The 26,677-nt window shown below is 60.2% G+C and carries 29 protein-coding genes; 16 read left to right on the top strand and 13 right to left on the bottom strand.

Translation table 11 applies throughout. The annotated features are described in order from the left end of the window. Window positions 1-52: 52 nt before the first annotated feature. Window positions 53-538: a ribonuclease E activity regulator RraA gene (rraA, locus tag ACJ8J5_RS23465; protein WP_004931090.1), complete on the top strand. Its 486-nt coding sequence runs from the start codon at window positions 53-55 to the stop codon at window positions 536-538. Between the two features lie 60 nt (window positions 539-598). On the opposite strand, the gene zapB is transcribed toward rraA, so the two are convergent. Next, a complete protein-coding gene (zapB, locus tag ACJ8J5_RS23460) occupies window positions 599-838 on the bottom strand; it encodes a septal ring assembly protein ZapB (protein WP_004931092.1) in 240 nt (79 codons plus the stop codon). A gap of 524 nt (window positions 839-1,362) precedes the next feature. On the opposite strand from zapB, the gene ACJ8J5_RS23455 reads away from it, so the two are divergent. From ACJ8J5_RS23455 to glpX, 3 genes are all read left to right on the top strand, one after another. Continuing rightward, entirely contained in the window at window positions 1,363-2,208 is an 846-nt protein-coding gene (locus tag ACJ8J5_RS23455) for an MIP/aquaporin family protein (protein ID WP_049195738.1), read from the top strand. Window positions 2,209-2,250: 42 nt separating this feature from the next. Then, window positions 2,251-3,759, top strand: coding sequence for a glycerol kinase GlpK (gene glpK / locus ACJ8J5_RS23450; RefSeq protein WP_025304664.1), 1,509 nt, complete (start codon window positions 2,251-2,253; stop codon window positions 3,757-3,759). Between the two features lie 130 nt (window positions 3,760-3,889). After that, window positions 3,890-4,900 (top strand): class II fructose-bisphosphatase, encoded by a 1,011-nt coding sequence (gene glpX, locus ACJ8J5_RS23445; protein ID WP_025304665.1) that lies wholly within the window; start codon window positions 3,890-3,892, stop codon window positions 4,898-4,900. Between the two features lie 40 nt (window positions 4,901-4,940). Here the strand turns inward: glpX and tehA are convergent, their stop codons facing one another. Both tehA and emrD read right to left on the bottom strand, forming a co-directional pair. After that, window positions 4,941-5,915 (bottom strand): dicarboxylate transporter/tellurite-resistance protein TehA, encoded by a 975-nt coding sequence (gene tehA, locus ACJ8J5_RS23440; RefSeq protein ID WP_147823559.1) that lies wholly within the window; start codon window positions 5,913-5,915, stop codon window positions 4,941-4,943. Between the two features lie 135 nt (window positions 5,916-6,050). Then, entirely contained in the window at window positions 6,051-7,235 is a 1,185-nt protein-coding gene (emrD, locus tag ACJ8J5_RS23435) for a multidrug efflux MFS transporter EmrD (protein ID WP_025304666.1), read from the bottom strand. A 297-nt stretch (window positions 7,236-7,532) separates the two neighbouring features. On the opposite strand from emrD, the gene ACJ8J5_RS23430 reads away from it, so the two are divergent. Together ACJ8J5_RS23430 and fpr are read left to right on the top strand one after the other, a co-directional pair. Continuing rightward, complete coding sequence (locus tag ACJ8J5_RS23430; RefSeq protein ID WP_141971941.1) at window positions 7,533-8,144, top strand: helix-turn-helix transcriptional regulator; 612 nt, start codon at window positions 7,533-7,535, stop codon at window positions 8,142-8,144. Between the two features lie 3 nt (window positions 8,145-8,147). Then, on the top strand, window positions 8,148-8,894 hold the full coding sequence (fpr, locus tag ACJ8J5_RS23425) for a ferredoxin--NADP(+) reductase (protein WP_197770311.1): 747 nt from the start codon (window positions 8,148-8,150) through the stop codon (window positions 8,892-8,894). An 11-nt stretch (window positions 8,895-8,905) separates the two neighbouring features. On the opposite strand, the gene ACJ8J5_RS23420 is transcribed toward fpr, so the two are convergent. Beyond that, window positions 8,906-9,325: a DUF805 domain-containing protein gene (locus tag ACJ8J5_RS23420; RefSeq protein WP_043140990.1), complete on the bottom strand. Its 420-nt coding sequence runs from the start codon at window positions 9,323-9,325 to the stop codon at window positions 8,906-8,908. 199 nt (window positions 9,326-9,524) lie between these two features. Here ACJ8J5_RS23420 and ACJ8J5_RS23415 point away from each other — a divergent pair, with 199 nt between their 5' ends. Together ACJ8J5_RS23415 and tpiA are read left to right on the top strand one after the other, a co-directional pair. Beyond that, entirely contained in the window at window positions 9,525-10,109 is a 585-nt protein-coding gene (locus ACJ8J5_RS23415; RefSeq protein WP_025304668.1) for a DUF1454 family protein, read from the top strand. A 127-nt stretch (window positions 10,110-10,236) separates the two neighbouring features. Beyond that, window positions 10,237-11,004: a triose-phosphate isomerase gene (tpiA, locus tag ACJ8J5_RS23410; RefSeq protein WP_004931113.1), complete on the top strand. Its 768-nt coding sequence runs from the start codon at window positions 10,237-10,239 to the stop codon at window positions 11,002-11,004. A 65-nt stretch (window positions 11,005-11,069) separates the two neighbouring features. Here the strand turns inward: tpiA and ACJ8J5_RS23405 are convergent, their stop codons facing one another. The 4 genes from ACJ8J5_RS23405 to cpxP form a co-directional block, all read right to left on the bottom strand. Continuing rightward, a complete protein-coding gene (locus tag ACJ8J5_RS23405) occupies window positions 11,070-12,059 on the bottom strand; it encodes a sulfate ABC transporter substrate-binding protein (RefSeq protein WP_414105092.1) in 990 nt (329 codons plus the stop codon). A gap of 183 nt (window positions 12,060-12,242) precedes the next feature. Then, complete coding sequence (pfkA, locus tag ACJ8J5_RS23400) at window positions 12,243-13,205, bottom strand: 6-phosphofructokinase (RefSeq protein WP_004931116.1); 963 nt, start codon at window positions 13,203-13,205, stop codon at window positions 12,243-12,245. 231 nt (window positions 13,206-13,436) lie between these two features. After that, complete coding sequence (gene fieF, locus ACJ8J5_RS23395; protein ID WP_141999164.1) at window positions 13,437-14,339, bottom strand: CDF family cation-efflux transporter FieF; 903 nt, start codon at window positions 14,337-14,339, stop codon at window positions 13,437-13,439. A gap of 132 nt (window positions 14,340-14,471) precedes the next feature. Continuing rightward, window positions 14,472-14,951 (bottom strand): cell-envelope stress modulator CpxP, encoded by a 480-nt coding sequence (cpxP, locus tag ACJ8J5_RS23390; RefSeq protein ID WP_004931122.1) that lies wholly within the window; start codon window positions 14,949-14,951, stop codon window positions 14,472-14,474. Between the two features lie 148 nt (window positions 14,952-15,099). Here cpxP and cpxR point away from each other — a divergent pair, with 148 nt between their 5' ends. The 5 genes from cpxR to ACJ8J5_RS23365 all read left to right on the top strand — a co-directional run bounded on the left by cpxR (window position 15,100) and on the right by ACJ8J5_RS23365 (window position 19,306). Next, window positions 15,100-15,798: an envelope stress response regulator transcription factor CpxR gene (cpxR, locus tag ACJ8J5_RS23385; protein ID WP_025304671.1), complete on the top strand. Its 699-nt coding sequence runs from the start codon at window positions 15,100-15,102 to the stop codon at window positions 15,796-15,798. Continuing rightward, window positions 15,795-17,189, top strand: a complete 1,395-nt coding sequence (cpxA, locus tag ACJ8J5_RS23380; RefSeq protein WP_406903611.1) for an envelope stress sensor histidine kinase CpxA — start codon at window positions 15,795-15,797, stop codon at window positions 17,187-17,189. Before cpxR ends, cpxA begins: the two co-directional genes overlap by 4 nt. A 43-nt stretch (window positions 17,190-17,232) precedes the next feature. After that, window positions 17,233-17,706, top strand: coding sequence for a tRNA (uridine(34)/cytosine(34)/5-carboxymethylaminomethyluridine(34)-2'-O)-methyltransferase TrmL (gene trmL / locus ACJ8J5_RS23375; protein ID WP_025304673.1), 474 nt, complete (start codon window positions 17,233-17,235; stop codon window positions 17,704-17,706). 50 nt (window positions 17,707-17,756) lie between these two features. Further along, on the top strand, window positions 17,757-18,530 hold the full coding sequence (locus ACJ8J5_RS23370) for a CHAD domain-containing protein (protein WP_197811749.1): 774 nt from the start codon (window positions 17,757-17,759) through the stop codon (window positions 18,528-18,530). A 104-nt stretch (window positions 18,531-18,634) separates the two neighbouring features. After that, on the top strand, window positions 18,635-19,306 hold the full coding sequence (locus ACJ8J5_RS23365; protein ID WP_033645203.1) for a DUF3313 domain-containing protein: 672 nt from the start codon (window positions 18,635-18,637) through the stop codon (window positions 19,304-19,306). Between the two features lie 30 nt (window positions 19,307-19,336). On the opposite strand, the gene cysE is transcribed toward ACJ8J5_RS23365, so the two are convergent. The 5 genes from cysE to ACJ8J5_RS23340 all read right to left on the bottom strand — a co-directional run bounded on the left by cysE (window position 19,337) and on the right by ACJ8J5_RS23340 (window position 22,523). Next, entirely contained in the window at window positions 19,337-20,158 is an 822-nt protein-coding gene (gene cysE, locus ACJ8J5_RS23360; RefSeq protein ID WP_025304676.1) for a serine O-acetyltransferase, read from the bottom strand. 106 nt (window positions 20,159-20,264) lie between these two features. After that, the gene (gene gpsA, locus ACJ8J5_RS23355; RefSeq protein WP_025304677.1) at window positions 20,265-21,284 is read right to left on the bottom strand and encodes an NAD(P)H-dependent glycerol-3-phosphate dehydrogenase; all 1,020 of its coding nucleotides are present in this window, start codon (window positions 21,282-21,284) and stop codon (window positions 20,265-20,267) included. Then, on the bottom strand, window positions 21,284-21,754 hold the full coding sequence (gene secB / locus ACJ8J5_RS23350) for a protein-export chaperone SecB (protein WP_025304678.1): 471 nt from the start codon (window positions 21,752-21,754) through the stop codon (window positions 21,284-21,286). The genes gpsA and secB overlap by 1 nt, the downstream gene beginning before the upstream one ends. Before the next feature lie 57 nt (window positions 21,755-21,811). After that, the gene (gene grxC / locus ACJ8J5_RS23345; protein ID WP_019452217.1) at window positions 21,812-22,060 is read right to left on the bottom strand and encodes a glutaredoxin 3; all 249 of its coding nucleotides are present in this window, start codon (window positions 22,058-22,060) and stop codon (window positions 21,812-21,814) included. A gap of 28 nt (window positions 22,061-22,088) precedes the next feature. Then, window positions 22,089-22,523 (bottom strand): rhodanese-like domain-containing protein, encoded by a 435-nt coding sequence (locus tag ACJ8J5_RS23340; RefSeq protein ID WP_016929700.1) that lies wholly within the window; start codon window positions 22,521-22,523, stop codon window positions 22,089-22,091. Window positions 22,524-22,820: 297 nt separating this feature from the next. Here ACJ8J5_RS23340 and gpmM point away from each other — a divergent pair, with 297 nt between their 5' ends. Genes gpmM through ACJ8J5_RS23325 form a run of 3 tightly spaced genes read left to right on the top strand, consistent with a single transcriptional unit; the run spans window position 22,821 to window position 26,665 of the window. Continuing rightward, on the top strand, window positions 22,821-24,365 hold the full coding sequence (gene gpmM / locus ACJ8J5_RS23335; RefSeq protein WP_043141013.1) for a 2,3-bisphosphoglycerate-independent phosphoglycerate mutase: 1,545 nt from the start codon (window positions 22,821-22,823) through the stop codon (window positions 24,363-24,365). 9 nt (window positions 24,366-24,374) lie between these two features. Further along, the gene (gene envC, locus ACJ8J5_RS23330) at window positions 24,375-25,709 is read left to right on the top strand and encodes a murein hydrolase activator EnvC (RefSeq protein WP_414105093.1); all 1,335 of its coding nucleotides are present in this window, start codon (window positions 24,375-24,377) and stop codon (window positions 25,707-25,709) included. A 2-nt stretch (window positions 25,710-25,711) separates the two neighbouring features. Further along, window positions 25,712-26,665, top strand: coding sequence for a divergent polysaccharide deacetylase family protein (locus ACJ8J5_RS23325; protein WP_049205333.1), 954 nt, complete (start codon window positions 25,712-25,714; stop codon window positions 26,663-26,665). The last annotated feature ends 12 nt before the right edge of the window (window positions 26,666-26,677 follow it).

The raw sequence follows: 26,677 nt of genomic DNA, 5'->3' as shown, positions 1-26,677 counted from the left end.
GCGAATAAAGGGATATACTGAACATTCCTGCGGCAAACAGACGTAAAATCCTATGAAATACGATACTTCCGAACTTTGCGACATCTATCATGAAGAGGTGAACGTTGTTGAACCTCTGTTCTCCAATTTTGGCGGGCGTACTTCATTTGGCGGGCAGATCACCACGGTGAAATGCTTTGAGGATAACGGCCTGTTATTCGATCTGCTTGAAGAAAACGGCCGCGGCCGCGTGCTGTTGGTCGACGGCGGCGGTTCGGTTCGCCGGGCGCTGATCAACGCCGAACTGGCGCGCCTGGCCGCCCAGAACGAATGGGAAGGCATCGTGGTGTACGGCGCGGTGCGCCAGGTGGACGATCTGGAAGAGCTCGACATCGGCATTCAGGCGATGGCGGCGATCCCGGCGGGTGCCGTAAGCGAAGGCGTGGGCGAAAGCGATATCCGCGTCAACTTCGGTGGCGTCACCTTCTTCTCCGGCGATCACCTGTATGCCGACAACACCGGCATCATCCTCTCCGAAGACCCGCTCGACATCGAGTGATTTTCGGACATGAAAAAGGGCGCCTGAGGCGCCCTTTTCGTTGCTGCATGGCGTGAGGAATCAGACCTCTTCCATTTTGCCCAGCAGCGCGCGCAGGCGATCTTGCCATACGTGCTGTTCTTCTTTCAGCTGTTGGTTTTCGCGCACCAGCGCTTCGTGGTTGCCGGAGGCAGCCTGAACTTCCTGCGACAGAGAGTTGTTTTTGTCTTTCAGCTCTTCAATTTCCATCTGCAACAAGGTGATGGTATCAATCGCCTGCTGTACTTTTGCTTCCAGTTTCTCAAATACTTCAAATGACATGCTTCAGTCCCCTCATGATAGCAAGGCGTACATCTATAAGTAGCGGCCGCAACGTCGGCTGCAGCTACTGCGAATATTGCATCGCGCTCAGTGACGCGCGCCGTTACGGAAGGCGCGCCAGTCTCGATTCGTTAAAAACGATTGTAAGTAGCCAGTCTCCGCCTGTCTAGCAACATACCGGATCATCGCGCAGTCTGTTGCAATTTTCCTGCCCTCACCATCAGTAAAAACTGAAAATCCCCACCATCATCGCCGCGAGTTGTTAACAGCCCTCACCAAACCACTGGTCAGATCACACTTTTATGGCTCAGAAAGAACACTAAACGACGCGAAATCGCTCAATTTTATGACGCGCCACACACATTTTGATTTCGCTATTTCTCGTTTATGTTCGTTAACGATAAATTTACATCACGTCCTCATTCAATAATTGGACGAGATGAAAAAAACTGTGCCCATAGGCCGGATCTCTACCCAACTGAGCCTATAAACCAACAACCGCCGTTTTGCAGGACACCAACATTATGAGCCAAACCACCAGTCCGACATTAAAAGGCCAGTGCATCGCCGAGTTCCTCGGCACGGCGCTGCTGATCTTCTTTGGCGTAGGCTGCGTTGCCGCACTGAAACTGGCGGGCGCCAGCTTCGGCCAGTGGGAAATCAGCATCATTTGGGGCCTCGGCGTCGCCATGGCCATCTATCTGACCGCCGCCATTTCCGGCGCGCATCTCAACCCGGCGGTCACCCTCGCCCTGTGGCTGTTCGCCTGCTTCGACGGGCGCAAAGTGGTGCCTTACATCATTGCGCAGATCGCCGGCGCCTTCTGCGCCGCTGCCCTGGTCTATGGGCTGTACTACAACCTGTTCTTCGACTTCGAAGCGGCTCACCACATGGTGCGCGGCAGCAACGAAAGCCTCGAACTGGCCAGCATCTTCTCGACTTACCCTAACGCGCACATCTCCGTCGGCCAGGCCTTCCTGGTAGAAATGGTGATCGCGGCAATCCTGATGTGCCTGATCCTGGCGCTGACCGACGACGGCAACGGCATCCCGCGCGGCCCGCTGGCACCGCTGCTGATCGGTATTCTGATTGCCGTGATCGGCGCCTCCATGGGACCATTGACCGGCTTTGCGTTGAACCCGGCGCGTGACTTCGGCCCGAAACTGTTCGCCTACCTGGCCGGCTGGGGCAAAGTCGCCTTCACCGGCGCACGCGACATCCCATACTTCCTGGTGCCGATCTTCGCTCCTATCGTCGGCTGTGGCCTGGGCGCTTTCGGTTACCGCGCGCTGATTGGCCGCCACCTGCCGTGCGACGTCTGCGTGACGGAAGAAGAGCCCGACGCCAAGACCCAGCAGCGCAAAGCGTGATGGGTGCAGTTTTACACGGTTAACAACAGCAGGATAATTACCATGACTGTAGAAAAAAAATACATTGTCGCACTCGACCAAGGGACCACCAGCTCACGCGCCGTCGTGCTCGATCACGACGCCAACATCGTTGCGGTATCGCAGCGCGAATTCCCGCAGATCTATCCAAAGGCCGGCTGGGTTGAGCACGACCCGATGGAAATCTGGGCGTCGCAAAGCTCGACGCTGGTAGAAGTGCTGGCGAAAGCCGACATCAATTCCGATCAGATCGCCGGCATCGGCATCACCAACCAGCGCGAAACCACCATCGTCTGGGAAAAAGAGACCGGCAAGCCGGTCTACAACGCCATCGTCTGGCAGTGCCGCCGCACCGCCGACATCTGTGAGAAGCTCAAACGCGACGGCCTGGAAGAGTACATCCGTCACAACACCGGCCTGGTGGTTGACCCGTACTTCTCCGGCACCAAGGTGAAGTGGATCCTGGACAACGTCGAAGGCGCCCGCGAGCGCGCCAAACGCGGCGAACTGCTGTTCGGCACCGTCGATACCTGGCTGGTGTGGAAGATGACCCAGGGGCGCGTACACGTCACCGATTACACCAACGCCTCACGTACCATGATGTTCAACATCCACGAGCTGGACTGGGACGAGCGCATGCTGGAAGTGCTGGATATCCCGCGCGCCATGCTGCCGAAAGTCCGTCCTTCCTCCGAGGTGTACGGCCAGACCAACATCGGCGGTAAGGGCGGCACGCGTATTCCTATCGCCGGTATCGCCGGTGACCAGCAAGCGGCATTGTACGGCCAGCTGTGCGTTCAACCGGGCATGGCGAAGAACACCTACGGCACCGGCTGCTTCCTGCTGATGAACACCGGCAAAGAAGCGGTGCGTTCGAAAAACGGCCTGCTGACCACCATCGCCTGCGGCCCACGCGGCGAAGTGAACTATGCGCTGGAAGGCGCGGTGTTCATCGGCGGTGCGTCTATCCAGTGGCTGCGCGACGAGCTGAAACTGATCAGCGACGCCGCCGACTCCGAATATTTCGCCACCAAAGTGAAAGACAGCAACGGCGTCTACGTGGTGCCGGCCTTCACCGGCCTGGGCGCGCCCTACTGGGATCCGTATGCCCGCGGCGCCATCTTTGGCCTGACCCGCGGCGCCAACAGCAACCACATCATCCGCGCCACGCTGGAATCCATCGCCTTCCAGACTCGCGACGTGCTGGACGCCATGCAGGCCGACGCCAACACCCGCCTGCAATCGCTGCGCGTGGACGGCGGCGCGGTCGCCAACAACTTCCTGATGCAGTTCCAGTCCGATATCCTCGGCACCCGCGTAGAGCGCCCTGAAGTGCGTGAATCGACGGCGTTGGGCGCCGCGTTCCTGGCGGGCCTGGCCATCGGCTACTGGAACGATCTGGATGAGGTGAAGAGCAAAGCGGTGATTGAGCGTGAATTCCGCCCAAGCATCGAAACCACCGAACGCAACTACCGCTACAGCGGCTGGAAAAAAGCGGTGGCACGCGCGCAGGCGTGGGAAGATCACGACTAAACCCAGCCTTGCCGTTACCCCCCAAATTGCGCTGCCTGCGGGCGGCGCTTTTTTTTGCCCCGCCCCGCCGGCGCCGCGCTGTGATAGACTTTGCCGATATTTTCTTCCCTTTCTCACAGACAGGTTTGCCATGAAACGTGAATTAGCCATCGAATTTTCCCGCGTTACCGAAGCCGCTGCGCTGGCGGGCTACAAATGGCTGGGACGCGGCGACAAGAACGCCGCCGACGGTGCGGCGGTCCACGCCATGCGCATCATGCTCAACAAAGTGGACATCGATGGGCGCATCGTGATCGGCGAAGGCGAGATCGACGAAGCGCCGATGCTGTATATCGGCGAACAGGTCGGCAGCGGCCAGGGCGACGCGGTCGACATCGCTGTTGATCCGATCGAAGGCACCCGCATGACCGCCATGGGCCAATCCAACGCGCTGGCGGTCTTGGCGGTGGGCGATCGCGGCACCTTCCTGCACGCGCCGGACATGTACATGGAGAAGCTGGTGGTCGGCCCGGCGGCGCGCGGCGCCATCGATCTCAATTTGCCGCTGGCGGAGAACCTGCGGAACGTCGCCGCGCGGCTGAGCAAACCGCTGTCACAGCTGACGGTCATCGTGTTGGCCAAACCGCGCCACGACGGCGTCATCGCGCAGATGCAGCAGCTGGGCGTGCGGGTATTCGCCATTCCTGACGGCGACGTGGCGGCCTCCATTCTCACCTGCATGCCGGAAAGCGAGGTCGATGTGATGTACGGCATCGGCGGCGCGCCGGAAGGGGTGATCTCAGCCGCAGTGATCCGCGCGCTGGACGGCGACATGCAGGCGCGTTTGCTGCCGCGCCATAAGGTGAAAGGCGACAGCGCCGAAAACCGCCGCATCGGCGAACAGGAGCTGGCGCGCTGCCGGGAAATGGGTATCGAAGCCGGTCAGGCGCTGCGTCTGGATCAGATGGCGCGCAACGACAACGTGATCTTCTCCGCCACCGGCATCACCAAGGGCGATCTGCTGGAGGGCATCAGCCGCCAGGGCAACATGGCCACAACCGAAACCCTGCTGATCCGCGGCAAGTCGCGCACCATCCGCCGCATCCGTTCAACCCACTATCTGGATCGCAAAGACCCGGCGCTGCACGAGTTTTTGCTGTAAGCCGGTAAGAGACCGCCCCCAGCCGCCGCTGAGGGCGGGTTCATCCCGCCACCGGCGTTTTGGCGGGCAGCAGTTTTCCGCGCAACAACAGCCACAGCGTCTTCGCCATCAGGCCGATGAGCAGCAGGTTGGCCAACGCGAACAGCCCCCAGGCCAGCACTTGCATCTCCTCCCCGCGCTGGCTCTGCAGCAACCGCAGCGACGCGTTTGCCATCGCCGATAAGCCGAACGAGAAAGCCCACATGCCCGGGCTGAAGCCACCGGCAAAAAACCAACGCACCAACCGGGACATAAAAAACAGCTGCAGCAGGCCGTAGCCCAACAGGATTAAGGCGAACGTATCGAAGTCGTTGCCATTGACGCATAACCACGCGTAGCAGGCGACAAAGGCCGGAGCCAGCTGGATGCCGATAACGCCGCGGCCGGCGGCCGGCAGCGCGGCCTTTGTGCGTAGACGGTGGATGATGGCGGGTTCGAGGGTCAGCCATGAAATCAAACCGGCGCCAAGAAACATCATGCCGATATCAGGGTGGCCGGAGGTGCCAAACGCCATCGCGCAGATAAAGTTAGCGGCCACCGTCGGCAAGTAAAATCCCGGCGTCGTGGCCTCCGACGCGAACTCGCCGCGCCACAATGGCGCGCAGCGCCAAGCCGAGAAGATGAGCTGGCCGACGGAGCCCGCGACCATCAGCCCATTCGCCAGCGGCAGGCTGTAGGGATGCAGGCCGATGGACACCAGCACACCGCCCGCCGGAAGCAGGCTGATAAAGCTGAACTGAGTATTGCTGCGAAACTCGTCACGCACCGCGCGTGAGTCTATCAGGCAACGGCAAAGATAGATCAGCGCCAGCGTCAGCCAGATGGCGCTGCCGAGAAAGATGAGCGACTCGCCCAGCCAGCCGGGGCCATAGCCGAGCGTGGCGGCGTATCGCCAGGCGCTGCCGAGGCCGAAAACCCCCAGAACCATCCCAAAGAAGCCGACGGGAACACGTTGAATGAACTGCAGTGATGACATAGCGAATAACCCGGAAAAACACTGTCGGTAAAGTGTATACCGATCGCCACAGCGCAGTAATAACCTGGGTCAAAACCGGCGGCATGACCTTAGCCGTCTTGCAGGACTAAGGTCAGCGCCGGCTCGGGAAGGGCGTTATGCGGTATGCCCCTGATGTTGCATCCGGTTGGACAGCGGCCACCAGCACAGCAGGATCAGCAGCGCCATCGCGAACATCAGCAATCCTAGGCTAAACTGCCCGGTTTGCGGCAGCATGGCGGAAAGCCAGGTCGCGAGCCCCGATCCCATATTCTGCATGCCGCCCACCAGCGCGCCCGCTGCGCCGGCCAGGTAAGGGAACGGCTCCATCGCCCCGGTGGTCGCCAGCGGGAACAGCATACCGGCGCCGAAGAAGAACAGCGCGGCCGGCACGATCAGCGTCCAGATGTTCATCACGCCGAACCAGCCCGGGATCCACATCATCGCTCCCGCCAATAGACAGCTCAGCACCGAATGCCACATCAGGGTGTGGAAGGTTTTGCCGTCGCGCCCGGCGTACCAGGCACCGAAAAACGCCGCCGGGATCGGCAGAATGAACAGGATGCTGACGGTCAGGCCGCTCAGCCCCAACACGCCACCCATCAACACGCCGCAGCTGGCTTCAAATACCGCAATCCCCGCCAGCGCGCCGATCAGCATCACCAGATAGCAACTGAAGGTGCTGTCGCTCAGCAGCTGGCGGAAACTGGCCAGCATGCGGCGTTTTTCAGTTTGCACCGGGCGGGTTTCCGGCAACCATCGGAACATCGCGAAGGCGACGCAGGCGCACAGCGCCAGCAGGAAGGCGTAACAGGCGCGCCAGCCGAACACCATTGCCAGCGCGCCGCCGATCACCGGCGCCAGCAGCGGACTGACCAAAATCCCCATGTTCAGCAGGCTGTTGGCATAGCGCAGCGCGGTGCCGGCATACAGATCGCGCGGCATGGTGCGCGCCATCACGCCCGCCACGCCGGTGCCCATCCCCTGGATGGCGCTGGCGGCGACCAGCATCGTCAGGTTGGTGGACAGCAACGCGCCCAGCGCGCCAACCAGGAAGATCATCATACCCGTCAGGATCACCGGACGACGCCCAATACGATCCGATATTGGCCCGTAAATCAGCTGGGAGAAACCGTAGGTCAGCAGATACGCCGCCATCACCCGTTGCACGGCGCCGGTACGAACCGACAGATCGTGGGCGATATCAGCAATCACGGGAACATAAATGGTTTGCGCCATCTGGCCGACGGCGACCAACAGGATAAGCATCACCAGCAGGTGAAAGTTCTCTAGTTTTCTCATTATCTTCGTTAACGTTTCAACTCGTCACAGCGTCCCGGTATGGCCGTTGCAGCAGCCAGAACGGCGAGCAGCCCTCTATGGCGGCATAAACTAATCAAATCTGATTTTTTTAGCGAGTTTCAGGCAGATATTGATCCAGGTCACACTGGCAGCAAACCCGACCAGGCTCGTAAATTAAACTGTACGTATAACGCTTTGGAGTTAAAAATAGCGCCCTTGCAGTAGCCGGGCTTTAGCATTTAATCGATAATTATTTTCATCAACTTGAAATAAAATAACACCATAGGGATTTGGTTCATGAAAACACCTGAGCTGATTTTATTGCAGTTAAAGGCTCTCGGCCCGCACTCGGCCAAAATGCTGGCGGAGCGTCTGGACATCACGCCGATGGGCATCCGACAACATCTGCAATCCCTGGAAAAACGTGAGTTGGTTTGTTACGAAGAAGCGCGCAGCAAGGTCGGCCGCCCGACGCGCTACTGGTCGCTGACCGAACGGGGGCATGCCTATGCCGCCGACGATCAGGCGCGACTGCGGGAATCCGCGCTGCAGCTGTTTGGCGGCGCCGGGGTGGAACCGTTGCTCAGCGCGCGCGAAGATCAGCTTTATCTGCGTTATGCCGAAGAGCTGTCCGCCGAGCGCAGCCATCAGGACCGGTTAGCCCGCCTGGTGCGCCTGCGGCAACACGACGGTTACATGGCCGAATTGCTCGATCATCCACACGGTACGCTGCTGGTGGAAAACCACTGTCCGGTCGGTGTGGCCGGCTCCAGCTGCAGCAGCCTGTGCAATTCCGAGCTGCAGCTGTTTCACCGCCTGTTCGGCAACGACTACCGGGTAGAGCGCACCGCGCACGCCATTTCCGGCTCACGACATTGTGCTTATTTGATTCGACCACGGGAGCTTTAGAGTATGGCTGAATGGGTAAACGGCAAGGTTACGCAGGTAAAACAATGGACCGACGGGCTATTCAGCCTGGTGGTCAATGCCCCTATCGATCCTTTCACCGCCGGGCAATTCGCCAAACTGGCGCTGGAGATCGACGGCGAACGGGTGCAGCGCGCCTATTCCTACGTCAATGCTCCCGATGACGCCAACCTGGAGTTCTATCTGGTCACCGTGCCGGAAGGCAAACTGAGCCCGCGCCTCAATCAGCTGCGGCCAGGCTCGGACGTGATGGTGACCAAAGAAGCGGCCGGCTTCTTCGTGCTGGATGAGGTGCCCGACTGCGACACGCTGTGGATGCTGGCGACCGGCACCGCCATCGGCCCCTATTTATCGATTCTGCAACAGGGCATCGGACTGGATCGCTTTAACAACCTGGTGCTGGTGCACGCCGCGCGTTTCGCGCGCGACCTGAGCTACCTGCCGCTGATGCAGCAACTGCAACAACGCTACAACGGCAAGCTGCGCATCCAGACCGTCGTCAGCCGCGAAGAAACGCCCGGCTCACTGACCGGCCGCGTGCCGGCGCTGATCGAGGACGGCCGGCTGGAAGCGGCGACCGGCTTGACCATCGACGCCGAAACCAGCCACGTGATGCTGTGCGGCAACCCGCAAATGGTGCGGGACACCCAGCAAACGCTGAAAGACCACCGCCAAATGCGCAAACACCTGCGCCGCAAACCGGGCCACATCACCAGCGAGCACTACTGGTAACCCGGCGAGGGTCAGCGGAACTTCACCGGTTCGGCTTCCGGGCCGAACCGATTGCTCCCCGGCGTGCCGACGAAGGCACCCAGATCGATCATCATCATCACGATAATCAGCGTCGGAATGAAACGTCCGACGCCCCATTGCCAGATCGGCGCCAGCATCTGCCAGTTCCCTGCCGCCAGCATCCACGCCAGGATCAGCAGCAGCGCCCACCAGCCGGCCTTGTTGCGATCGTGCAGGCGTTTGACCAGCACCGCCGCCGTCGGCCACAGCAGCGCCACGATAAAGAAGGCGATGGATTGGATGGCGATCAGCTGATAATTGGCCAGCGTAAACGCCGCCGCCATCAGCACCAACCACAGCCCCATCCAGATCCAGAAGTCGCGCCGCCCGATGCGGCCCTTAAAAGAAAAACACCACTGTTGTAACGTCATCGATTCCTGCGCTCTAAGCCTGCCCATATTCTGCGCCGCAGTGTAACATAGGCGCTGCCGGGCCGAGTTTTCCGCCTCGCATAACGCGGCGCGCCGCACAGCTTTCTCGTCAGCGAACCGATAATGGCGTGGGATCTTTGACAAGCCCCGCGGGTTATCGCTTTAATCGGAGCCATCTTTGTCCTTGATGCCATACGCCATGCTGAGAAAAACCCTCGTTATCGCCTGCCTGCTGCAGGTGGCCGCCAGCGCCTGGGCCGATCCACCGGCCGCCGATGCGACGCCTGCCGCACCTTACCTGCTGGCCGGGGCGCCGACGTTCGATCTGACGGTGGTCAAATTCCGCGAAAAATACAATCGCGACAACCCGAAGCTGCCGATTGGCGAATTCCGCGCCATTCCCGCCACCGAAGACGATTCGCCGCTGCTGACGCGCGCCGCCAGCAAACTCAACGAAAACCTGTATGCCTCCACCGCGCTGGAGAAAGGCACCGGTAAAATCAAAACGTTGCAGATCACTCACCTGCCGCTGCAGCAGGCCAATGAAGAAAAAGCCGCGCGCGCCATCGCCATCAGCTACATGGCGGCGCTGATGCGCCAGTTCGAACCGGCGTTGACGGTGGAACAGAGCCAGAACAAGGTGAACAGCCTGCTGGAAAAAGGCAAAGGATCGCGCTTTTACCAACAGCAGGTCGGCGCCATTCGCTATGTCGTTTCGGACAACGGCGATAAAGGCGTAACCTTCGCGGTTGAACCGATTAAGCTGGCGCTTTCCGAGCCGTAACGGCGCGGCATTTAATGACGAAAAGCAAAGCCTTCGCGCTTAATGATCTCTATACTGTTGGGCAGGTAAACTGCCGGTCCGGCAGTTGTCATTTCGACTCTCGCGTTCCCTAGTTGGAGGAAAAAACATGCGTCATCCATTAGTTATGGGTAACTGGAAGCTTAACGGCAGCACTCACATGGTCAACGAACTGATCGCCGGTCTGCGCAATGAGCTGAGCAGCGTTGACGGCTGTGGCGTCGCCATCGCCCCGCCGGTGATGTATCTGGATCAGGCCAAGCACGCGCTGGCCGGCAGCCGCATCGCGCTGGGCGCGCAGAACGTGGACGTTAACCTGTCCGGCGCCTTCACCGGTGAAGTTTCCGCCAACATGCTGAAAGACGTCGGCGCCCAGTACATCATCATCGGCCACTCTGAACGTCGCACCTACCACAAAGAAAGCGACGAAGTGATCGCCGAGAAATTCGCCGTGCTGAAAGAAGCCGGCCTGATCCCGGTGCTGTGCATCGGTGAAACCGAAGCGGAAAACGCCGCGGGCAAAACTGAAGAAGTGTGCGCGCGCCAGATCGACGCCGTGCTGAAAACGCTGGGCGCACCGGCGATGAAAGGCACCGTGATCGCCTATGAGCCGGTCTGGGCCATCGGTACCGGCAAGTCCGCTACCCCTGCGCAGGCGCAGGCCGTGCACAAATTTATCCGTGACCACATCGCCAAACACGATGCCGCGGTTGCCGCTGAAATCATCATCCAGTACGGCGGTTCGGTGAACGACAAGAACGCCGCAGAGCTGTTCTCTCAGCCGGACATCGACGGCGCGCTGGTTGGCGGCGCCTCGCTGAAAGCCGACGCTTTCGCCGTGATCGTCAAAGCCGCTGCCGCAGCGAAAAAAGCCTGATTACCTTAGGCTTGCCATAAAAAAACCCCGGCTTGCCGGGGTTTTTTATTGCCGCTCAAACGGCATCAGCGTTTGCTTATTTCGTCGAACACGCCGCCGGTAGCGAAGTGCACCTTCTGCGCTTCGGTCCAGCCGCCGAAAGTGTCATCCACGGTGAACAACTTCAGCTGCGGGAACTGCCCGGCGAACTTGGCCGCCACCGCCGCATCACGCGGGCGATAATAGTTCTGCGCCGCAATAGTCTGCCCTTCCGGTGAATACAGATACTTCAGGTAGGCGGTCGCCACGTCGCGGGTACCACGTTTATCGACGACCTTATCCACCACCGACACCGTCGGTTCGGCCAGGATCGATTCGCTCGGCGTAATAATCTCGAACTTGTCTTTGCCCAGCTCTTTCTCCGCCAGCAACGCTTCGTTTTCCCAAGCGATCAGCACGTCGCCGATGCCGCGCTCAACGAAGGTGTTGGTCGAGCCGCGCGCGCCGGAATCCAGCACTTCGACGTTCTTGTACAGGTTTTTGACGAAGTCCTGCGCCTTGGCCTTATCGTTGTTGTTGTGGTGCAACGCGTAGCCCCAGGCGGCCAGGTAGTTCCAGCGGGCGCCACCGGAGGTTTTCGGATTCGGGGTGATCACCGACACGCCCGGCTTAATCAAGTCAGGCCAGTCATGAATTTGCTTCGGGTTGCCTTTGCGCACCAGGAAGACGATGGTCGACGTGTAAGGCGCCGAGTTGTCCGGCAAGCGTTTGATCCAGTCTTTCTCAATGCGCCCGCGTTCGGCGATGGCGTCAACGTCATAGGCCAGCGCCAGCGTCACCACGTCGGCCTCGATGCCGTTGATCACCGAGGTCGCCTGTTTGCCGGAACCGCCGTGCGACTGTCGTACCGTCACCTTGTCGCCGGTTTCCGCCTGATAGTGCTTGCTGAATGCCGTGTTGTAAGCCTGATAGAACTCACGCGTCGGATCGTATGACACGTTCAGCAACTGAATATCCTTCGCCATGGCGCCGGACGCCAACAGCACCAATGTCAGACCTACACTCCATTTACGCATCGACAGGCTCTCCCAGAAAATTAACGCAACCTCAATCGGTTGATTTAGCATCAGAGCCTGCCAGAAACTTTCCCGGCAATTAAAGAATAAAAAATTTTGGGATAGATGATTCTGGAATATGTCGCCGACAAGCATAAAAAAGCCCCCGCAAGCGGAGGCTTTCGGCGCGCGGAGAGCGGCGAATCAGTACAGCTTTTTCGCCGTTTCCAGCCAGTCGCCCTTGAACGGACGCTTCATGTTTTCGATCGCGTCGATGATGTCGTGATGCACCATTTTTTCGTTCTGGATACCGACGCAGCGGCCGCCGTAACCCTGCAGCAGCAGTTCGATGGCGTAGGCGCCCATGCGCGAGGCCAGGATGCGGTCGTAGGCGACCGGTGAACCACCGCGTTGAATGTGGCCCAGCACGGTGGCGCGGGTTTCACGCTTGGTTTCCTGCTCGATGTGGCGCGCCAGCTCATCGATGTCGCAGATGTGCTCGGTGATCGCCACGATGGCGTGTTTTTTACCCTTGGCGATACCGGCCTTGATTTCGCACACCAGATCTTCGCGATTGAATTCGATTTCAGGCAGCACGATGAATTCGCAACCGCCGGCAATCGCCGCCGCCAGCGTCAGATCGCCGCAGTAACGGCCCATCACTTCCACGATGGAGATACGCTGGTGCGACGAGGAGGTATCGCGCAGGCGGTCGATCGCTTCCACCACGGTTTCCAGCGCGGTGAAGTAACCAATGGTGTAGTCGGTACCGGCAACGTCGTTATCGATGGTGCCCGGCAGACCGATGCATGGGAAGCCTTCTTCCGTCAGGCGTTTGGCGCCCATGTAGGAACCGTCGCCGCCGATCACCACCAGCGCGTCGATGCCGCGATTCTTCAGGTTTTCAATCGCCTTGGCGCGCACGTTTTCATCCCTGAACTCCGGGAAGCGGGCCGAGCCGAGGAAGGTGCCGCCGCGGTTGATCATGTCGGACACGCTATAGCGGTCCAGCTGCTCCATGCGATCTTCGTACAAGCCAAGGTAGCCATCGTAAATACCAAAAACTTCCAGACCTTCTGAAAGCGCAGAACGCACAACGCCGCGGATTGCAGCGTTCATACCCGGCGAATCACCGCCGCTCGTCAGTACACCGATTTTCTTGATCATGACTACCTCTGAACTGTGTAGATGCAATTTCTTAAGAATTCTGTCTCCGCCGATCGTCTTGAAACCTCTCCGGCTGCAGAAAACCAGCTTTACGGCTTATTGCTGGATATTATATCAAAAACACCCAGCTGAATTGATTCAAGTCACGCAATATAACGGTAAAAACACCGCATGGCACGCTGAGCTAACTCAGATATTCATGATAATACTTCGCGCTATGCCTCTATCTGATTATAGCTCCCAATGCCCCTGCCTACCCGGCGGCACCACGGAGCACGGATCCAGGTGAATGATGACGTCCGCCCCCGCAAAACGGTGTCGCAACGCCTGTTCCACCTGATCGGCCAACCGATGCGCCTCACGCAGCGGCAGCGTGTCTTCCATCTCCAGATGCAGCTGGATGAAACGCGTCGGCCCCGACTGACGCGTGCGCAGATCGTGCGCGCCTTTCACCCCGGGCCAGGAGGAAACCACCTCGATAATCGCCTGGCGCTCGTCATCCGGCAACGCCCGATCCAGTAGCGACTGCACCGCTTCGTAGCCCATGCGCAGCGCGCTATAGAGGATGTATACGCCGATGCCCAGCGCGAACAGCGCATCTGCCCGGTGGAAGCCGTACCAGCTTAGCCCAAGAGCGATAAGAATAGCACCATTCATCATGACATCTGACTGATAATGCAGCATATCTGCGCGCACCGCCTGGCTACGGGTTTTTCTGACCACCCAACGTTGATAGGTGACCAGAATCAGGGTGCTGATTAACGCGATCACCGTCACGACGACCCCCACGCCAGGATCGCGCAGCGTTTGCGGCGCATACAGGTGCTGGAAGCCGGTGAGGAACAGAAACAGGGCGGAGCCGGAAATAAACATGCTTTGCGCCAGCGCCGCCAGCGACTCCGCTTTGCCGTGGCCGAAGGCGTGCTCAGCATCGGCCGGCTGCAGCGAATAGCGCACCACCAGAAGGTTGGTCAGCGAGGCGGCGATATCGACCAACGAATCCACCAGCGCCGCCAACAGGCTGACCGAACCGGTGTGGTACCAGGCGACGATTTTGATCAACAGCAGCGACGACGCCAACGCAGTTGCGGCCAACGCAGCGGACTTTACCAGGCGAGCATAACGCTGTTCCATTAAGGGATCCCGGTCAAAAGGTGTGGCGCTCAATATAGCGAAATGTCGGATAAAAAAAACCCCGCCATCATGGCGGGGAAGACAGGGATGGTGTCTATGGCAAGGAAAAACAGGGGACTACTCAGTCGTACTTCACTTCTGGGCAGAAGCTTGCTGCAAACCAGAAATTTGTTGCTCCATCTGCTGCATACGCTGCTGATGTTTCTGGTCTAAAACACTTTTTTGCTCTGGCGTCAGCAGGTTATACATTTGGTTGCGCACCCGGGCCATTTCGACCTGGCGCTTGACCTGCTGTTGGGCCATCTTCTCCGCCTGGGCGTACACGGCGGCTTCGTCAAATTTCTCTGCGGTCACCAGTTTATGCATGGCTTCCATTTCAGCTACATTGACACCAGGCAGATCGTGCCGGGCCTGGCGCATCAAATCGCGCATTTGCTGGCGCTGCTGTTCGCTGAGGCTGACACCGTCGAACATATGGTGCTGGCCGGGTATTCGGGTCATCGCGTCGTTGCCGGGAGGTTGGGCTGTGTCCGGTATAGTGTCGGCAGCGAAGGCAGCGGTCGAACCAATTGCCAGCAGTGATGCCATAACTAATGCGGTCACCTTACGCATTTCAACTCCTCAAGCTTTCTCACTTTGCGAATCAACGAGGAGCAGTGTACCGCTACACCTGAAAACCTGCGTCAGTGCATGTAAAACTACGTAAAGTCATGGAATGGCAACAGTTGATGACGTATTTTGCGTCTGGAGGTAAATCATAATGAACAAGATTCTGTTAGTTGACGACGACCGCGAGTTGACCTCGCTGTTAAAAGAACTGCTTGAAATGGAAGGTTTTAATATCGTCGTCGCGCACGATGGCGAGCAGGCGTTGTCGCTGCTGGACAGCTCCATCGATCTGCTGCTGCTCGACATCATGATGCCGAAGAAAAACGGCATCGATACGCTGAAAGAACTGCGCCAACATCACCAGACACCGGTCATCATGCTGACCGCGCGCGGCAGCGAACTGGACCGCGTGCTGGGCCTGGAGCTGGGCGCCGATGATTACCTGCCGAAACCCTTCAACGATCGCGAGCTAGTCGCGCGCATTCGCGCCATTCTGCGCCGTTCCAACTGGAGCGAACAGCAGCAGCAGGTCGACAGCGGCGCCCCGACGCTGGATGTCGATGGCCTGCAGCTGAATCCCGGCCGCCAGGAGGCCAGCTTCGACGGCCAGGTGCTGGATCTGACCGGCACCGAGTTCACCCTGCTTTACCTGCTGGCGCAGCACCTCGGGCAGGTGGTATCGCGCGAACTGCTGAGCCAGGAAGTGCTGGGCAAACGCCTGACTCCGTTCGATCGCGCTATCGACATGCACATCTCCAACCTGCGGCGTAAGCTGCCGGATCGCAAAGACGGGCATCCGTGGTTCAAAACCCTGCGCGGGCGTGGTTATTTGATGGTATCTGCAACATGATCAACAGTTTGACGGCACGCATCTTCGCCATTTTCTGGTTTACGTTAGCCCTGGTGCTAATGCTGGTGCTGATGGTGCCCAAGCTCGACTCCCGCCAAATGACCTCGCTGCTCGACAGCGAGCAGCGGCAGGGGTTGATGCTGGAACAGCACGTCGAGGCCGAGTTGCAAAACGATCCGGCCAACGATCTGATGTGGTGGCGCCGCCTGTTCCGCGCCATCGACAAATGGGCGCCGCCGGGCCAACGCCTGTTGCTGGTCACCAGCGAAGGCCGGGTGATCGGCGCGCAGCGCAACGAAATGCAGATCGTCCGCAACTTCATCGGCCAATCCGATAATTCGGATCATCCCAAGAAGAAAAAGTACGGCCGCGTCGAGCTGGTCGGGCCGTTCGCGGTGCGCGACGGCGAAGACAACTACCAGCTGTACCTGATCCGTCCCGCCAACAGCCCGCAATCCGATTTCATCAACCTGATGTTCGACCGGCCGCTGCTGCTGCTGATCGTCACCATGCTGATCAGCGCCCCGCTGCTGCTGTGGCTGGCCTGGAGCCTGGCGAAACCAGCACGCAAGCTGAAGAACGCCGCCGATGACGTGGCGCGCGGCAACCTGAAGCAGCATCCGGAACTGGAGGCCGGCCCGCAGGAGTTCCTGGCCACCGGCGCCAGCTTCAACCAGATGGTCAGCGCGCTGGAACGCATGATGAACGCTCAGCAACGGCTGATCTCGGACATCTCGCACGAGCTGCGCACGCCGCTGACGCGCCTGCAGCTGGCCACCGCGCTGATGCGCCGCCGCCACGGCGAAGGGCACGAACTGGCGCGCATCGAAACCGAAGCGCAGCGGCTGGATTCGATGATCAACGATCTGCTGGCGCTGTCGCGTGGGCAGCAGAAGGGCGAGCTGGCCCGCGAGCAGCTGAAGGCCAACGACCTGTGGGCCGACGTGCTGGACAACGCCCGTTTCGAAGCGGAACAGATGGGCAAGCAGTTGGAGATCGCTGCGCCGCCCGGCCCGTGGACGCTGTTCGGCAACGCGAGCGCGCTGGACAGCGCGTTGGAAAACATCGTGCGCAACGCCCTGCGTTATTCGCACACCCGCATTGCCGTGGCGTTCAGCGCCGACAATCAGGGCGTGACCATCCAGGTTGACGACGACGGCCCCGGCGTCAGCGCCGAAGACCGCGAGCAGATCTTCCGTCCGTTCTACCGCACCGATGAAGCGCGCGACCGTGAGTCCGGCGGCACCGGCCTCGGCCTGGCGATCGTCGAGGCGGCGGTCAACCAGCATCGCGGCTGGGTGAAGGCCGAAGACAGCCCGCTTGGCGGCCTGCGGCTGGTGCTGTGGCTGCCGCTGCATCATCAACGCCTATCGTCTAAGACAGAACAGTAAGAGTTTGCTATCCTGCGCCCCTCGTTCACGAGGGGCCTGCAACATGCTGAACATCGTTTTATTTGAACCCGAAATTCCACCCAATACCGGCAATATCATCCGCCTGTGCGCCAATACCGGCTTTAATCTGCATCTGATCGAACCGCTGGGTTTTCCGTGGGACGACAAACGCCTGCGCCGCGCCGGGCTGGATTACCATGAGTTCACCCGCGTCCACCGTCATGCCGACTACGCCGCTTTTCTCGCCGCCGAAAACCCGCAGCGGCTGTTTGCCCTCACCACCAAGGGCACGCCGGCGCACAGCGCCGTCAGCTACCAGGCCGGCGACTACCTGCTGTTCGGTCCGGAAACGCGTGGATTGCCTGCCGACATCCTCGATGCGCTGCCCGCGCAGCAAAAAATTCGCATCCCAATGCAGGCGCAAAGCCGCAGCATGAACCTGTCGAATGCCGTATCGGTGGTGGTGTATGAAGCCTGGCGGCAGTTGGACTATGCCGGCGCGCTGATCAAAGCGTAATCCGCGACAACGCGCCATACTGGAAGGGTTAACCTCTCCAGATACGGCACATGGCTTTCATCGCAGATATTGTTACCCAGCTTCGCCGGCTCGAATCGGCGCTGAACGAGGCGCTGTTGCGGCTGCAACAGGCGCAAGACACCGAGGCGCTACACGACTTGCGCGTCTGCCTGCGCCGCATTCGCAGCCTGCTGCGTCCGTTGCGCGGCTGCCCCGGCGCAACGCGGCTCGATCGGGCCGCCGCCGAGTTGGGCAAGCTCACGACGCCGCTGCGCGATCTCGAGGTGCTGATCGTCGAATTGGCGCACCATCGCCTCGATTGGCAGGCCAACGTGCGCCAAAGCGATTTTCAGGCCCGCTGCCGCCAACTGCTCGCCAACCCGCTGCTCATCAGCTTCCCTTCGCTATTGCACGCCTGGCCGCACCGCTTTCGCCGCATCGCGCAGCGCCTCGCCAAACACCGTGTGAATCGACGCCTGCAGCGCCAGCAGCGGCAATTGCGCCGGGCGTTGGCTGATACCAGCTACGATCGCCACCGTCTGCGGCTGCTGGTCAAACGCCTGCGCTACGCGGCCGAAGCCTACCCGCAACGCCTCCCCCTCTCTCCCGCCGCAATGGCGGGCCTGAAAGCGGTGCAAAACGCCCTCGGCGATTGGCACGACCGGGAGGTCTGGTGCCTGCAGGCAGAACATCAGGCGGATCTCTGGCCCTTGTTGCCCCGATGGCAAGCAGAGCAACACCAGGCGCTGGCCAGAGCGGACGTCTTGCTCGTTGCCTTATCACACGCACTGGTGGCGAAAACCGGCGGCGCATCACGATCCTGAAAAAAGGCCGCAGCAGGGCACGCCCGGCCCCGAAAATGCCCGATGAGGCGCAGATAATGCGCTATGTTTTGTAAGGGTAATCACCACTCATCATAGGAAACCACATGAAAAAACAACGCTTGAGCGTTGCCATGGCCGTTCTGGCAGCGGGCCTGTTGCTGGCGGGCTGTTCGTCCAAAGTCACCCAAACGTCGCAATATTCGGGCTTCTTGTCCGATTACAGCAAACTGCAGGAAACCACCTCGCCAAGCGGTCATAAAACGCTGCGCTGGGTAGATCCGAGCTACAAGGAATCCAACTATCGCGGTATCTATTTCCAACCGGTGGTCTATTTCCCGGCGGAGAAACCCACGGCGCGCGTCAGCCAGGACACGCTGAACAAGATTAAGGCCTACGCGACCCAGCGAATCAAAACCGCGCTGCAGAACCGCTTTACCATTCTGCCAAGCCCGGCAGGCTCACGCGTTCTGGTGGCCAAACTCGCCATCACCGCCGTTTCGGCCGAAAACGAAGACATGAAGTTCTATGAAGTGGTGCCGGTCGCTGCAGTGGTTGCCAGCACCATGGCGGCTACCGGGCACCGGACGCAAAATACCGCACTGTATATTGAAGGCGAGTTGATCGACCAGGATACCGGTAAAACGGTGATGGAAGTGGTACGCAAGGCCTACGGTAAAACCGTCAACAACGACAGCACGCCGGTCACGGCGGATGACGTCAAGGCGGCGATCGACGACATCGTTACCGATATCACCCAGTTCCCGAAACAGGGCTGACCGCCGCCTGAATGGACCCGCAGGCACGGCTTAGATGCCGTCGCCGTACTCGAATCCGTGGTTGGTGCCGTTGAAGTATTGATCCATATCCATCGACGGCGTATCGCTCTCCGGGCGCCCGACGATACGCGCCGGTACGCCGGCGGCGGTGGTGTGCGGCGGCACCGCCTGCAAAACCACCGAGCCCGCGCCAATCTTGGCGCCCTTGCCCACTTCGATATTGCCGAGAATTTTGGCGCCGGCGCCAATCATCACCCCTTCGCGAATTTTCGGGTGACGGTCGCCGCTGGTTTTACCGGTACCGCCCAGGGTGACCGACTGCAGAATAGAAACGTTGTTTTCCACCACCGCCGTTTCACCGATCACGATGCCGGTAGCGTGGTCAAGCATGATGCCGCAGCCGATGGTCGCCGCCGGGTGGATGTCCACGCCGAAGGCGACGGAAATTTGATTTTGCAGGTAGATAGCCAGCGCTTGCCGCCCTTGCTGCCACAGCCAATGGCCGATGCGGTAGGCCTGCAGCGCATGGAACCCTTTGAGGTAAAGCAGCGGCGTGGAGTATTTATCGACCGCCGGGTCGCGCAGCCGCACCGCGAGGATATCGCGCGCCGCCGAAACGATCATCTGATTGTCGGACTTGTAGGCCTCTTCCACCACCTCGCGCACCGCGATGGCGGGCATGATCGGCGTCGCCAGCTTGTTGGCCAGCATATAGCTGAGCGCGCTGCCCAGATTCTCGTGCTTGAGCAACGTCGCATGGAAAAAGCTGGCCAGCATCGGTTCACAATCAGCCAGTGCTCGCGCTTCTGATTTAATGCTGTTCCAGACCTGTTCCAACTCTTCTGACGACATCACATACCCCTTTGCCTTGCCAAACGGGCCGCTTCACACGGTAGCGCGGAGCGGCCCAGGTCATTTGCGGGGTCAGCATTCCGCTGCCCCGACATATCGTTTTATGTCACGCGCTGGGTTTTTCGTCCTTTCGGGCTCGCCCCAGCAGGCTCAGCGCCGCTTCGCGGGCGTCTTTATGGCAGTAAAGCACCTGATAAATCTGTTCGGTGATCGGCATTTCCACGCCGTGCCGCTGCGCCAGCGCCAACACCTCTTTGGTATTGCGATAGCCCTCGACCACCTGACCGATGCTGTCCTGCGCTTCCTGCACGCCTTTACCTTGCCCCAGCATAATGCCGAAGCGGCGGTTGCGCGATTGGTTGTCCGTGCAGGTTAGCACCAGATCCCCCAGCCCCGCCATGCCCATGAACGTCGAAGGATCGGCGCCCAGCGCAGAACCCAGACGGCTCATTTCCGCCAGCCCACGCGTAATCAACGCGGTGCGGGCGTTGGCGCCGAAACCGATGCCGTCGGACATGCCAGCGCCGATGGCGATCACATTCTTCACCGCGCCGCCAAGCTGCACGCCGATAAAGTCGGGATTGCTGTAGACGCGGAAGCTCTTGCCGCAGTGCAACAGCTGTTGCAGATCGTCGGCGAACTGCGCATCGGTCGCCGCCAGCGCGATCGCCGTCGGCAAGCCGGCGGCCAGCTCTTTGGCGAACGTCGGCCCGGAGAGCACCGCCAGCGGGATCGTCTCGCCCAGCGCCTCACGCGCCACGTCCTGCAGCAATCGCCCGGTTTCCGCTTCCAACCCCTTGGTGGCCCACACGATGCGGGCGTCCGGGCGCAGATGCGGCTTCAGCTGACGCAGCACGTCGCCAAACACGTGGCTTGGCACCACCACCAGCACGTCGCGGCTGGCCGCCAGCGCACGCGCCAAATCGGCCTCAAGCAGCAGGGTATCGGGGAAAGGAACGTCGGGCAGAAACGCCTGATTGCAGCGATCTTGCTGCAACGTTTGAATTTGCGCGGGGTTATGCCCCCACAGCACCACGGCATGGCCGTTACGCGCCAGCGTAATGGCCAATGCGGTGCCGTACGAGCCGGCACCGATAACAGTCATTGAAGCATTGACGGTGTTCATCAGGCATCCTGATGTGGTGCGGCACCTTCGCCTTCCGCCTGCTGCTGCAGATAGTTCATGAACAGCGCGTCAAAGTTGACCGGTGCCAGGTTCAGCTGCGGGAATGTACCGCGGGAAACCAGGCTGGTGATGCACTCGCGCGCATACGGGAACAGGATGTTCGGGCAGTATGCACCCAGGCAATGCGCCAGCTGCGTGCCTTCGATACCTGCTACCGAGAAGATGCCCGCCTGTTGCACTTCGCACAGGAACGCGGTCTCTTCGCCCAGGCTCGCCGTCACGGTTACGCGCAGTACCACTTCATACACTTCGTCAGCCAGCTGGCTGGACGCGGTATCCAGATCAAGTTTAACTTCCGGCTGCCATTCCTGCTGGAAAACCTGCGGCGCGTTCGGCGCTTCGAAGGAGATATCCTTGGTATAGATACGTTGGATCTGGAAAGCCATTTCGGTGCTGTTTTGTTCTGACATGTGAGTAATACCCTTGGTTAAACGTCCTTATTGACACTCGGTGAGCCGGCAAGCTGCTTAAAGCAGCGGATCCAGGCCGCCGCGAGCATCGAGTTCATATAAATCATCACAGCCGCCGATATGCCGGCCATCGATGAAAATCTGCGGCACGGTGGTGCGCCCGCTGCGCTCGATCATCACTTCGCGCTTGGCGCTATCGCCGTCGATGGCGATCTCGTTAAACGCCGCGCCCTTGCTGTTCAACAGCGCCTTGGCGCGATGGCAGAACGGACAGGTCGCTTTGGTGTAGATATCAATGTTAGCCATGGATTGCCACCTCAAATAGGTTAAACGGTTACTTACCGCGCACCAGCGGCAGGTTTTCTCCGCTCCAGCCGGCGATGCCGTCTTTCAGCATCGTCACCTTTTCAAAACCGGCCTTGCTCAGGTTCTCCGCCGGCTCGCGGGAGGCGGTGCCGTTGGCGCACACGACGATGATCGGCTGCGCTTTGTGTTTTTCCAGCTCGCCCAGGCTGCCGCTTTTGATTTCGCTGGCGGTCAGGTTGATGGCGCTGGCCAGGTGACCACGGCGGAAATCGTCGCGGCTGCGGGTGTCGACCACCACGGCTTCTTCTTTGTTGATCAGGCGGATAGCTTCACCGCGAGCGATCTCTTTGACCTTGGAGAAACGGCTTTTGAAGGTCATGACGATCACGGCGACCAGCAGAGCGATCCAAGCCAGGCTCAGAATCGGGTGTCTGCTTACGAATGGCATAATTTCTTGCAGCATGGGGTGTAACAACTCCCGTCAGTTAAGGGATAAATAAGTCAAGGTTCCAGAGTATACCTGCCGAGTGCGGCAAATACAGCCAATAAGCAAGCGCGATTGTAGAAACTGCGGGCTGCGCTGAGAAATTCCCGAGGTCAGAGCATAAAAGCCCGCGCGATTCGCCGCAACCTTGATCTCTTTGGGCTATTTCTCGCCGGCGGCGATGTAAAATCAGCCGGTTTTTCGAGGGCGAACAGCCATGCTTGCGGCGGGCGCATGGCTATTCGCAGCTTAAAAAGTTCATAAGAGGTCAATGCAATGTCGAGCAACAAAAAACCGATGGTACTGGTGATCCTGGACGGTTACGGCCACCGTGAGGAGCGGCAGGACAACGCGATCCTGAACGCCGGCACCCCGGTGATGGACCGTCTGTGGCGGGAGCAGCCGCATACGCTGATCGCCGCCTCCGGGCTGGATGTCGGCCTGCCCGACGGCCAAATGGGCAACTCCGAAGTCGGCCACGTCAACCTGGGCGCCGGGCGCATCGTCTACCAGGATCTGACCCGGCTGGACAAAGCGATCGCCGACGGCGACTTCTTCGCCAACCCGGTGCTGACCGCCGCGGTCGATAAAGCCGTAGCGGCCGGCAAGGCGGTGCATATCATGGGCCTGCTGTCGCCGGGCGGCGTGCACAGCCACGAAGAGCACATTCTGGCCATGATCAAGCTGGCCGCCCAACGCGGCGCCAAAGCCGTTTATCTGCATGCCTTCCTCGACGGGCGCGACACGCCGCCGCGCAGCGCCGAAGCCCCGCTGCAACGCTGCCGCGACGCCTTCGCCGCGCTGGGCGTCGGGCGCATCGCCTCGCTGATCGGCCGCTACTACGCGATGGACCGCGACAACCGCTGGGATCGCGTGCAGCTGGCCTATGACCTGCTGACCGCGGCCAAGGGCGACTACGTGGCCGACGATGCGATCGCCGGCCTGCAGGCCGCCTACCAGCGCGGTGAAAACGACGAGTTCGTCAAACCGACCGTCATTCGCGCCGCCGGTGAGGCCGATGCCGCGATGCAGGACGGCGATGCGTTGATCTTCATGAACTTCCGCGCTGACCGCGCGCGCCAGATCACCCGCGCTTTCGTGAACGCGGATTTCGACGGTTTCCCGCGCGCCAAGCGGGTGCAGTTCGGCGATTTCGTGATGCTGACCGAGTACGCCGCCGACATCGCGACCGCCTGCGCCTATCCGCCGGCGTCGCTGGCCAACACCTTCGGCGAATGGCTGATGAAGCACGACAAAACCCAGCTGCGCATCTCGGAAACCGAAAAATACGCCCACGTCACCTTCTTCTATAACGGCGGCGTGGAAGCGCCGTTCAAAGGGGAAGACCGCGTGCTGGTCAATTCGCCGAAGGTCGCCACCTACGATCTGCAGCCGGAGATGAGCGCCGCCGAGCTGACCGACAAACTGCTGAGCGCCATCCGCAGCGGCAAATACGACGCCATTATCTGCAACTACCCGAACGGCGACATGGTGGGGCATACCGGCGTGTATGAAGCAGCGGTCAAAGCGGTGGAGACGCTGGATGCCTGCATCGCCCAGGTGGTTGACGCGGTGCGCGACGTCGACGGCCAACTGCTGATCACCGCCGATCACGGCAACGCCGAGCAGATGCGCGATCCGGCCACCGGCCAGGCGCATACCGCCCACACCAGCCTGCCGGTACCGCTGATTTACGTCGGCAAACCGGCACGGGCGGTCGAAGGCGGCAAGCTTTCGGACATCGCGCCAACCCTGTTAACGCTGATGGGAATGGAAATCCCGCAAGAGATGACTGGTAAGCCGCTGTTCATCGTGGAATAATCCTTCTCCATGAGGGAGAAGGCGTTTTTTGCACTATCAAGGGTAACCCGAAGCGCAAACGCAGGCAGCCGGCCGCTGCCTGAACGCACCGCGCCAAGGACGTTCACCGCCATGTGCGCCAGCGTATTTTGCGCTGGCGTCTTGCTGTTGCCGCTCGCCGGCCAGGCGGCGGAAGACAATAAATCCCAGCTGAAAGACATCCAGCAGAGCATCGCCGAGAAAGAAAAAGCGGTGAAGCAGCAGCAGCAGCAGCGCAGCTCGCTGCAGGATCAGCTGCGTCAGCAGGAAAAAACCATCGCCCAGGCCAGCCGCCAGTTGCGCGACACCCAGGGCACGCTCACCCAGTTGAGCAAGGATATTTCCGGCCTGAACGCCTCGATAGCCAAACTGCAAAAGCAGCAATCGACCCAACAAAACCTCCTCGCCAAACAGCTCGACGCCGCCTTCCGGCAAGGGCAGCACAGCGGCGTGCAGCTGATCCTCAGCGGTGAAGAAAGCCAGCGCAGCGAACGTATTCTGGCCTATTTCGGCTATCTGAACGAAGCGCGCCAGAAAACCATCGAAGAGCTGAAACAGACCCGCGCCGAGCTGGCGAAGCAAAAAACCACGCTGGTGGCCAAACAGGGCCAGCAAAAATCCTTACTGAGCGAACAACAAACACAGCAGCAGAAGCTGGAGCAGGCGCGCGGCGCCCGCAAGAAAACGCTGACCGCGCTGGAAGCCTCGCTAGAAAAAGACCAACAACGCCTGGTGGAACTGCGCCAAAACGAAGTCCGCATGCGCGACAAGATCGCCCGGGCGGAGCGCGAAGCCCGTGCGCGCGCCGAACGCGAAGCGCGTGAAGCGGCCAAAGTGCGCGAACAGGTGCGCATCAAGGAACAGCAGGCGAAGAAAACCGGCACCACCTACAAACCTAGCGAAGCCGATCGCTCGCTGATGGCGCGCACCGGCGGTCTCGGTCGTCCGGCCGGCCAGCTGATGTGGCCGGTACGCGGCCGCACGCTGCACGGCTTTGGCGAACAGCAGCAGGGCGAACTACGCTGGAAAGGCATGGTGATTGAGGCCCGCGAAGGTAGCGAAGTGAAAGCCGTCGCCGATGGCCGCGTGCTGCTGGCCGACTGGCTGCAAGGCTATGGCCTGATGGTGGTGGTCGAACACGGTAAAGGCGACATGAGCGTGTACGGCTACAACCAAAGCGCGTTGGTCAACGTCGGGGCGCAGGTGCGCGCCGGCCAGCCGATCGCGCTGGTCGGCACCAGCGGCGGCCAGGGAACGCCGTCGCTCTATTTCGAAATCCGTCGTCAGGGACAGGCGGTTAACCCACTGCCGTGGTTGGGAAGATAGATTTGCACTATGTCAAAACCCGTACAGCTCTGTTAATAGGCTGTCTGCTGCAGGTTTACGCTGCGCAGGCAGGAAAACTCTCCATCGTCATCGATGACGTGGGCTACCGCCCTCACGAAGAAAACGCAGTGCTGCAAATGCCAACGGCGATCTCGGTTGCGGTATTGCCCAACGCGCCGCATGCCCGCCTGATGGCCACTCGCGCCCACAGCCAGGGCCGCGAAGTCTTGATCCACATGCCAATGGCGCCGCTCAGCAAGCAGCCGCTGGAGCGCGATACCCTGCAGCCTGCCATGAGCAGCGACGAGATCCAGCGCATCATCCGTAACGCGGTGAACAATGTGCCTTACGCGGTCGGCATGAACAACCACATGGGCAGCGCCATGACCTCCAGCCTGCCGGGCATGCAGAAAGTGATGCAGGCGCTCGAAAGCTACCGCCTGTACTTCCTCGACAGCATGACCATCGGCAACAGCCAGGCGACCCGCGCCGCGGCCGGCACCGGCGTGAAAGTGATCAAACGCAAGGTGTTCCTCGACGATACCGCGAACGAAGCCGACATCCGCCGCCAGTTCAATCGCGCGGTTGAATTGGCGCGGCGCAACGGTTCCGCCATCGCCATCGGGCATCCACGTCCGGCGACGGTGAAAGTGCTGCAGCAGATGCTGCCGTCGCTGCCCGCCGATATCGTGCTGGTCAAACCGAGCGCGCTGCTGAACGAACCGCAGGGCAACGGCGGCGGCAGCTACGTTCCACCGCCGGTCAAACCGCAAAAACCGCAGCCGAAAAATCCGTTCAGCGGTGGCATCAAACAGTGCAAGGTCAAACCGCCGAAGGAAAAAGCCAACGCCGGCACCGCGCTGGGCGTCATCGCCGACAGCATAGCCACCTCGCCGCCGGTGACCTTCATCAAGCGTCATTGGCAACACTGGACGCAAGCCAAACCGCAAGCATAAAAAAAGGCCGGA

It is taken from the genome of Serratia sp. CY43202 (genome assembly GCF_052168755.1).
In the GTDB taxonomy this organism is placed as follows: Bacteria; Pseudomonadota; Gammaproteobacteria; order Enterobacterales; family Enterobacteriaceae; genus Serratia; species Serratia bockelmannii.
The sequence above is the reverse complement of the archived record's forward strand: the minus strand, read 5'-3'. Positions and strand labels throughout refer to the sequence as shown.

What these genes read in the sequence shown, in the direction of transcription:
- rraA (WP_004931090.1), top strand. Translation starts at nt 53, where the DNA reads ATGAAATACGATACTTCCGAACTTTGCGACATCTATCATGAAGAGGTG.
- zapB (WP_004931092.1), bottom strand. Translation starts at nt 838, where the DNA reads ATGTCATTTGAAGTATTTGAGAAACTGGAAGCAAAAGTACAGCAGGCG.
- ACJ8J5_RS23455 (WP_049195738.1), top strand. Translation starts at nt 1,363, where the DNA reads ATGAGCCAAACCACCAGTCCGACATTAAAAGGCCAGTGCATCGCCGAG.
- glpK (WP_025304664.1), top strand. Translation starts at nt 2,251, where the DNA reads ATGACTGTAGAAAAAAAATACATTGTCGCACTCGACCAAGGGACCACC.
- glpX (WP_025304665.1), top strand. Translation starts at nt 3,890, where the DNA reads ATGAAACGTGAATTAGCCATCGAATTTTCCCGCGTTACCGAAGCCGCT.
- tehA (WP_147823559.1), bottom strand. Translation starts at nt 5,915, where the DNA reads ATGTCATCACTGCAGTTCATTCAACGTGTTCCCGTCGGCTTCTTTGGG.
- emrD (WP_025304666.1), bottom strand. Translation starts at nt 7,235, where the DNA reads ATGAGAAAACTAGAGAACTTTCACCTGCTGGTGATGCTTATCCTGTTG.
- ACJ8J5_RS23430 (WP_141971941.1), top strand. Translation starts at nt 7,533, where the DNA reads ATGAAAACACCTGAGCTGATTTTATTGCAGTTAAAGGCTCTCGGCCCG.
- fpr (WP_197770311.1), top strand. Translation starts at nt 8,148, where the DNA reads ATGGCTGAATGGGTAAACGGCAAGGTTACGCAGGTAAAACAATGGACC.
- ACJ8J5_RS23420 (WP_043140990.1), bottom strand. Translation starts at nt 9,325, where the DNA reads ATGACGTTACAACAGTGGTGTTTTTCTTTTAAGGGCCGCATCGGGCGG.
- ACJ8J5_RS23415 (WP_025304668.1), top strand. Translation starts at nt 9,525, where the DNA reads ATGCTGAGAAAAACCCTCGTTATCGCCTGCCTGCTGCAGGTGGCCGCC.
- tpiA (WP_004931113.1), top strand. Translation starts at nt 10,237, where the DNA reads ATGCGTCATCCATTAGTTATGGGTAACTGGAAGCTTAACGGCAGCACT.
- ACJ8J5_RS23405 (WP_414105092.1), bottom strand. Translation starts at nt 12,059, where the DNA reads ATGCGTAAATGGAGTGTAGGTCTGACATTGGTGCTGTTGGCGTCCGGC.
- pfkA (WP_004931116.1), bottom strand. Translation starts at nt 13,205, where the DNA reads ATGATCAAGAAAATCGGTGTACTGACGAGCGGCGGTGATTCGCCGGGT.
- fieF (WP_141999164.1), bottom strand. Translation starts at nt 14,339, where the DNA reads ATGGAACAGCGTTATGCTCGCCTGGTAAAGTCCGCTGCGTTGGCCGCA.
- cpxP (WP_004931122.1), bottom strand. Translation starts at nt 14,951, where the DNA reads ATGCGTAAGGTGACCGCATTAGTTATGGCATCACTGCTGGCAATTGGT.
- cpxR (WP_025304671.1), top strand. Translation starts at nt 15,100, where the DNA reads ATGAACAAGATTCTGTTAGTTGACGACGACCGCGAGTTGACCTCGCTG.
- cpxA (WP_406903611.1), top strand. Translation starts at nt 15,795, where the DNA reads ATGATCAACAGTTTGACGGCACGCATCTTCGCCATTTTCTGGTTTACG.
- trmL (WP_025304673.1), top strand. Translation starts at nt 17,233, where the DNA reads ATGCTGAACATCGTTTTATTTGAACCCGAAATTCCACCCAATACCGGC.
- ACJ8J5_RS23370 (WP_197811749.1), top strand. Translation starts at nt 17,757, where the DNA reads ATGGCTTTCATCGCAGATATTGTTACCCAGCTTCGCCGGCTCGAATCG.
- ACJ8J5_RS23365 (WP_033645203.1), top strand. Translation starts at nt 18,635, where the DNA reads ATGAAAAAACAACGCTTGAGCGTTGCCATGGCCGTTCTGGCAGCGGGC.
- cysE (WP_025304676.1), bottom strand. Translation starts at nt 20,158, where the DNA reads ATGTCGTCAGAAGAGTTGGAACAGGTCTGGAACAGCATTAAATCAGAA.
- gpsA (WP_025304677.1), bottom strand. Translation starts at nt 21,284, where the DNA reads ATGAACACCGTCAATGCTTCAATGACTGTTATCGGTGCCGGCTCGTAC.
- secB (WP_025304678.1), bottom strand. Translation starts at nt 21,754, where the DNA reads ATGTCAGAACAAAACAGCACCGAAATGGCTTTCCAGATCCAACGTATC.
- grxC (WP_019452217.1), bottom strand. Translation starts at nt 22,060, where the DNA reads ATGGCTAACATTGATATCTACACCAAAGCGACCTGTCCGTTCTGCCAT.
- ACJ8J5_RS23340 (WP_016929700.1), bottom strand. Translation starts at nt 22,523, where the DNA reads ATGCTGCAAGAAATTATGCCATTCGTAAGCAGACACCCGATTCTGAGC.
- gpmM (WP_043141013.1), top strand. Translation starts at nt 22,821, where the DNA reads ATGTCGAGCAACAAAAAACCGATGGTACTGGTGATCCTGGACGGTTAC.
- envC (WP_414105093.1), top strand. Translation starts at nt 24,375, where the DNA reads ATGAGGGAGAAGGCGTTTTTTGCACTATCAAGGGTAACCCGAAGCGCA.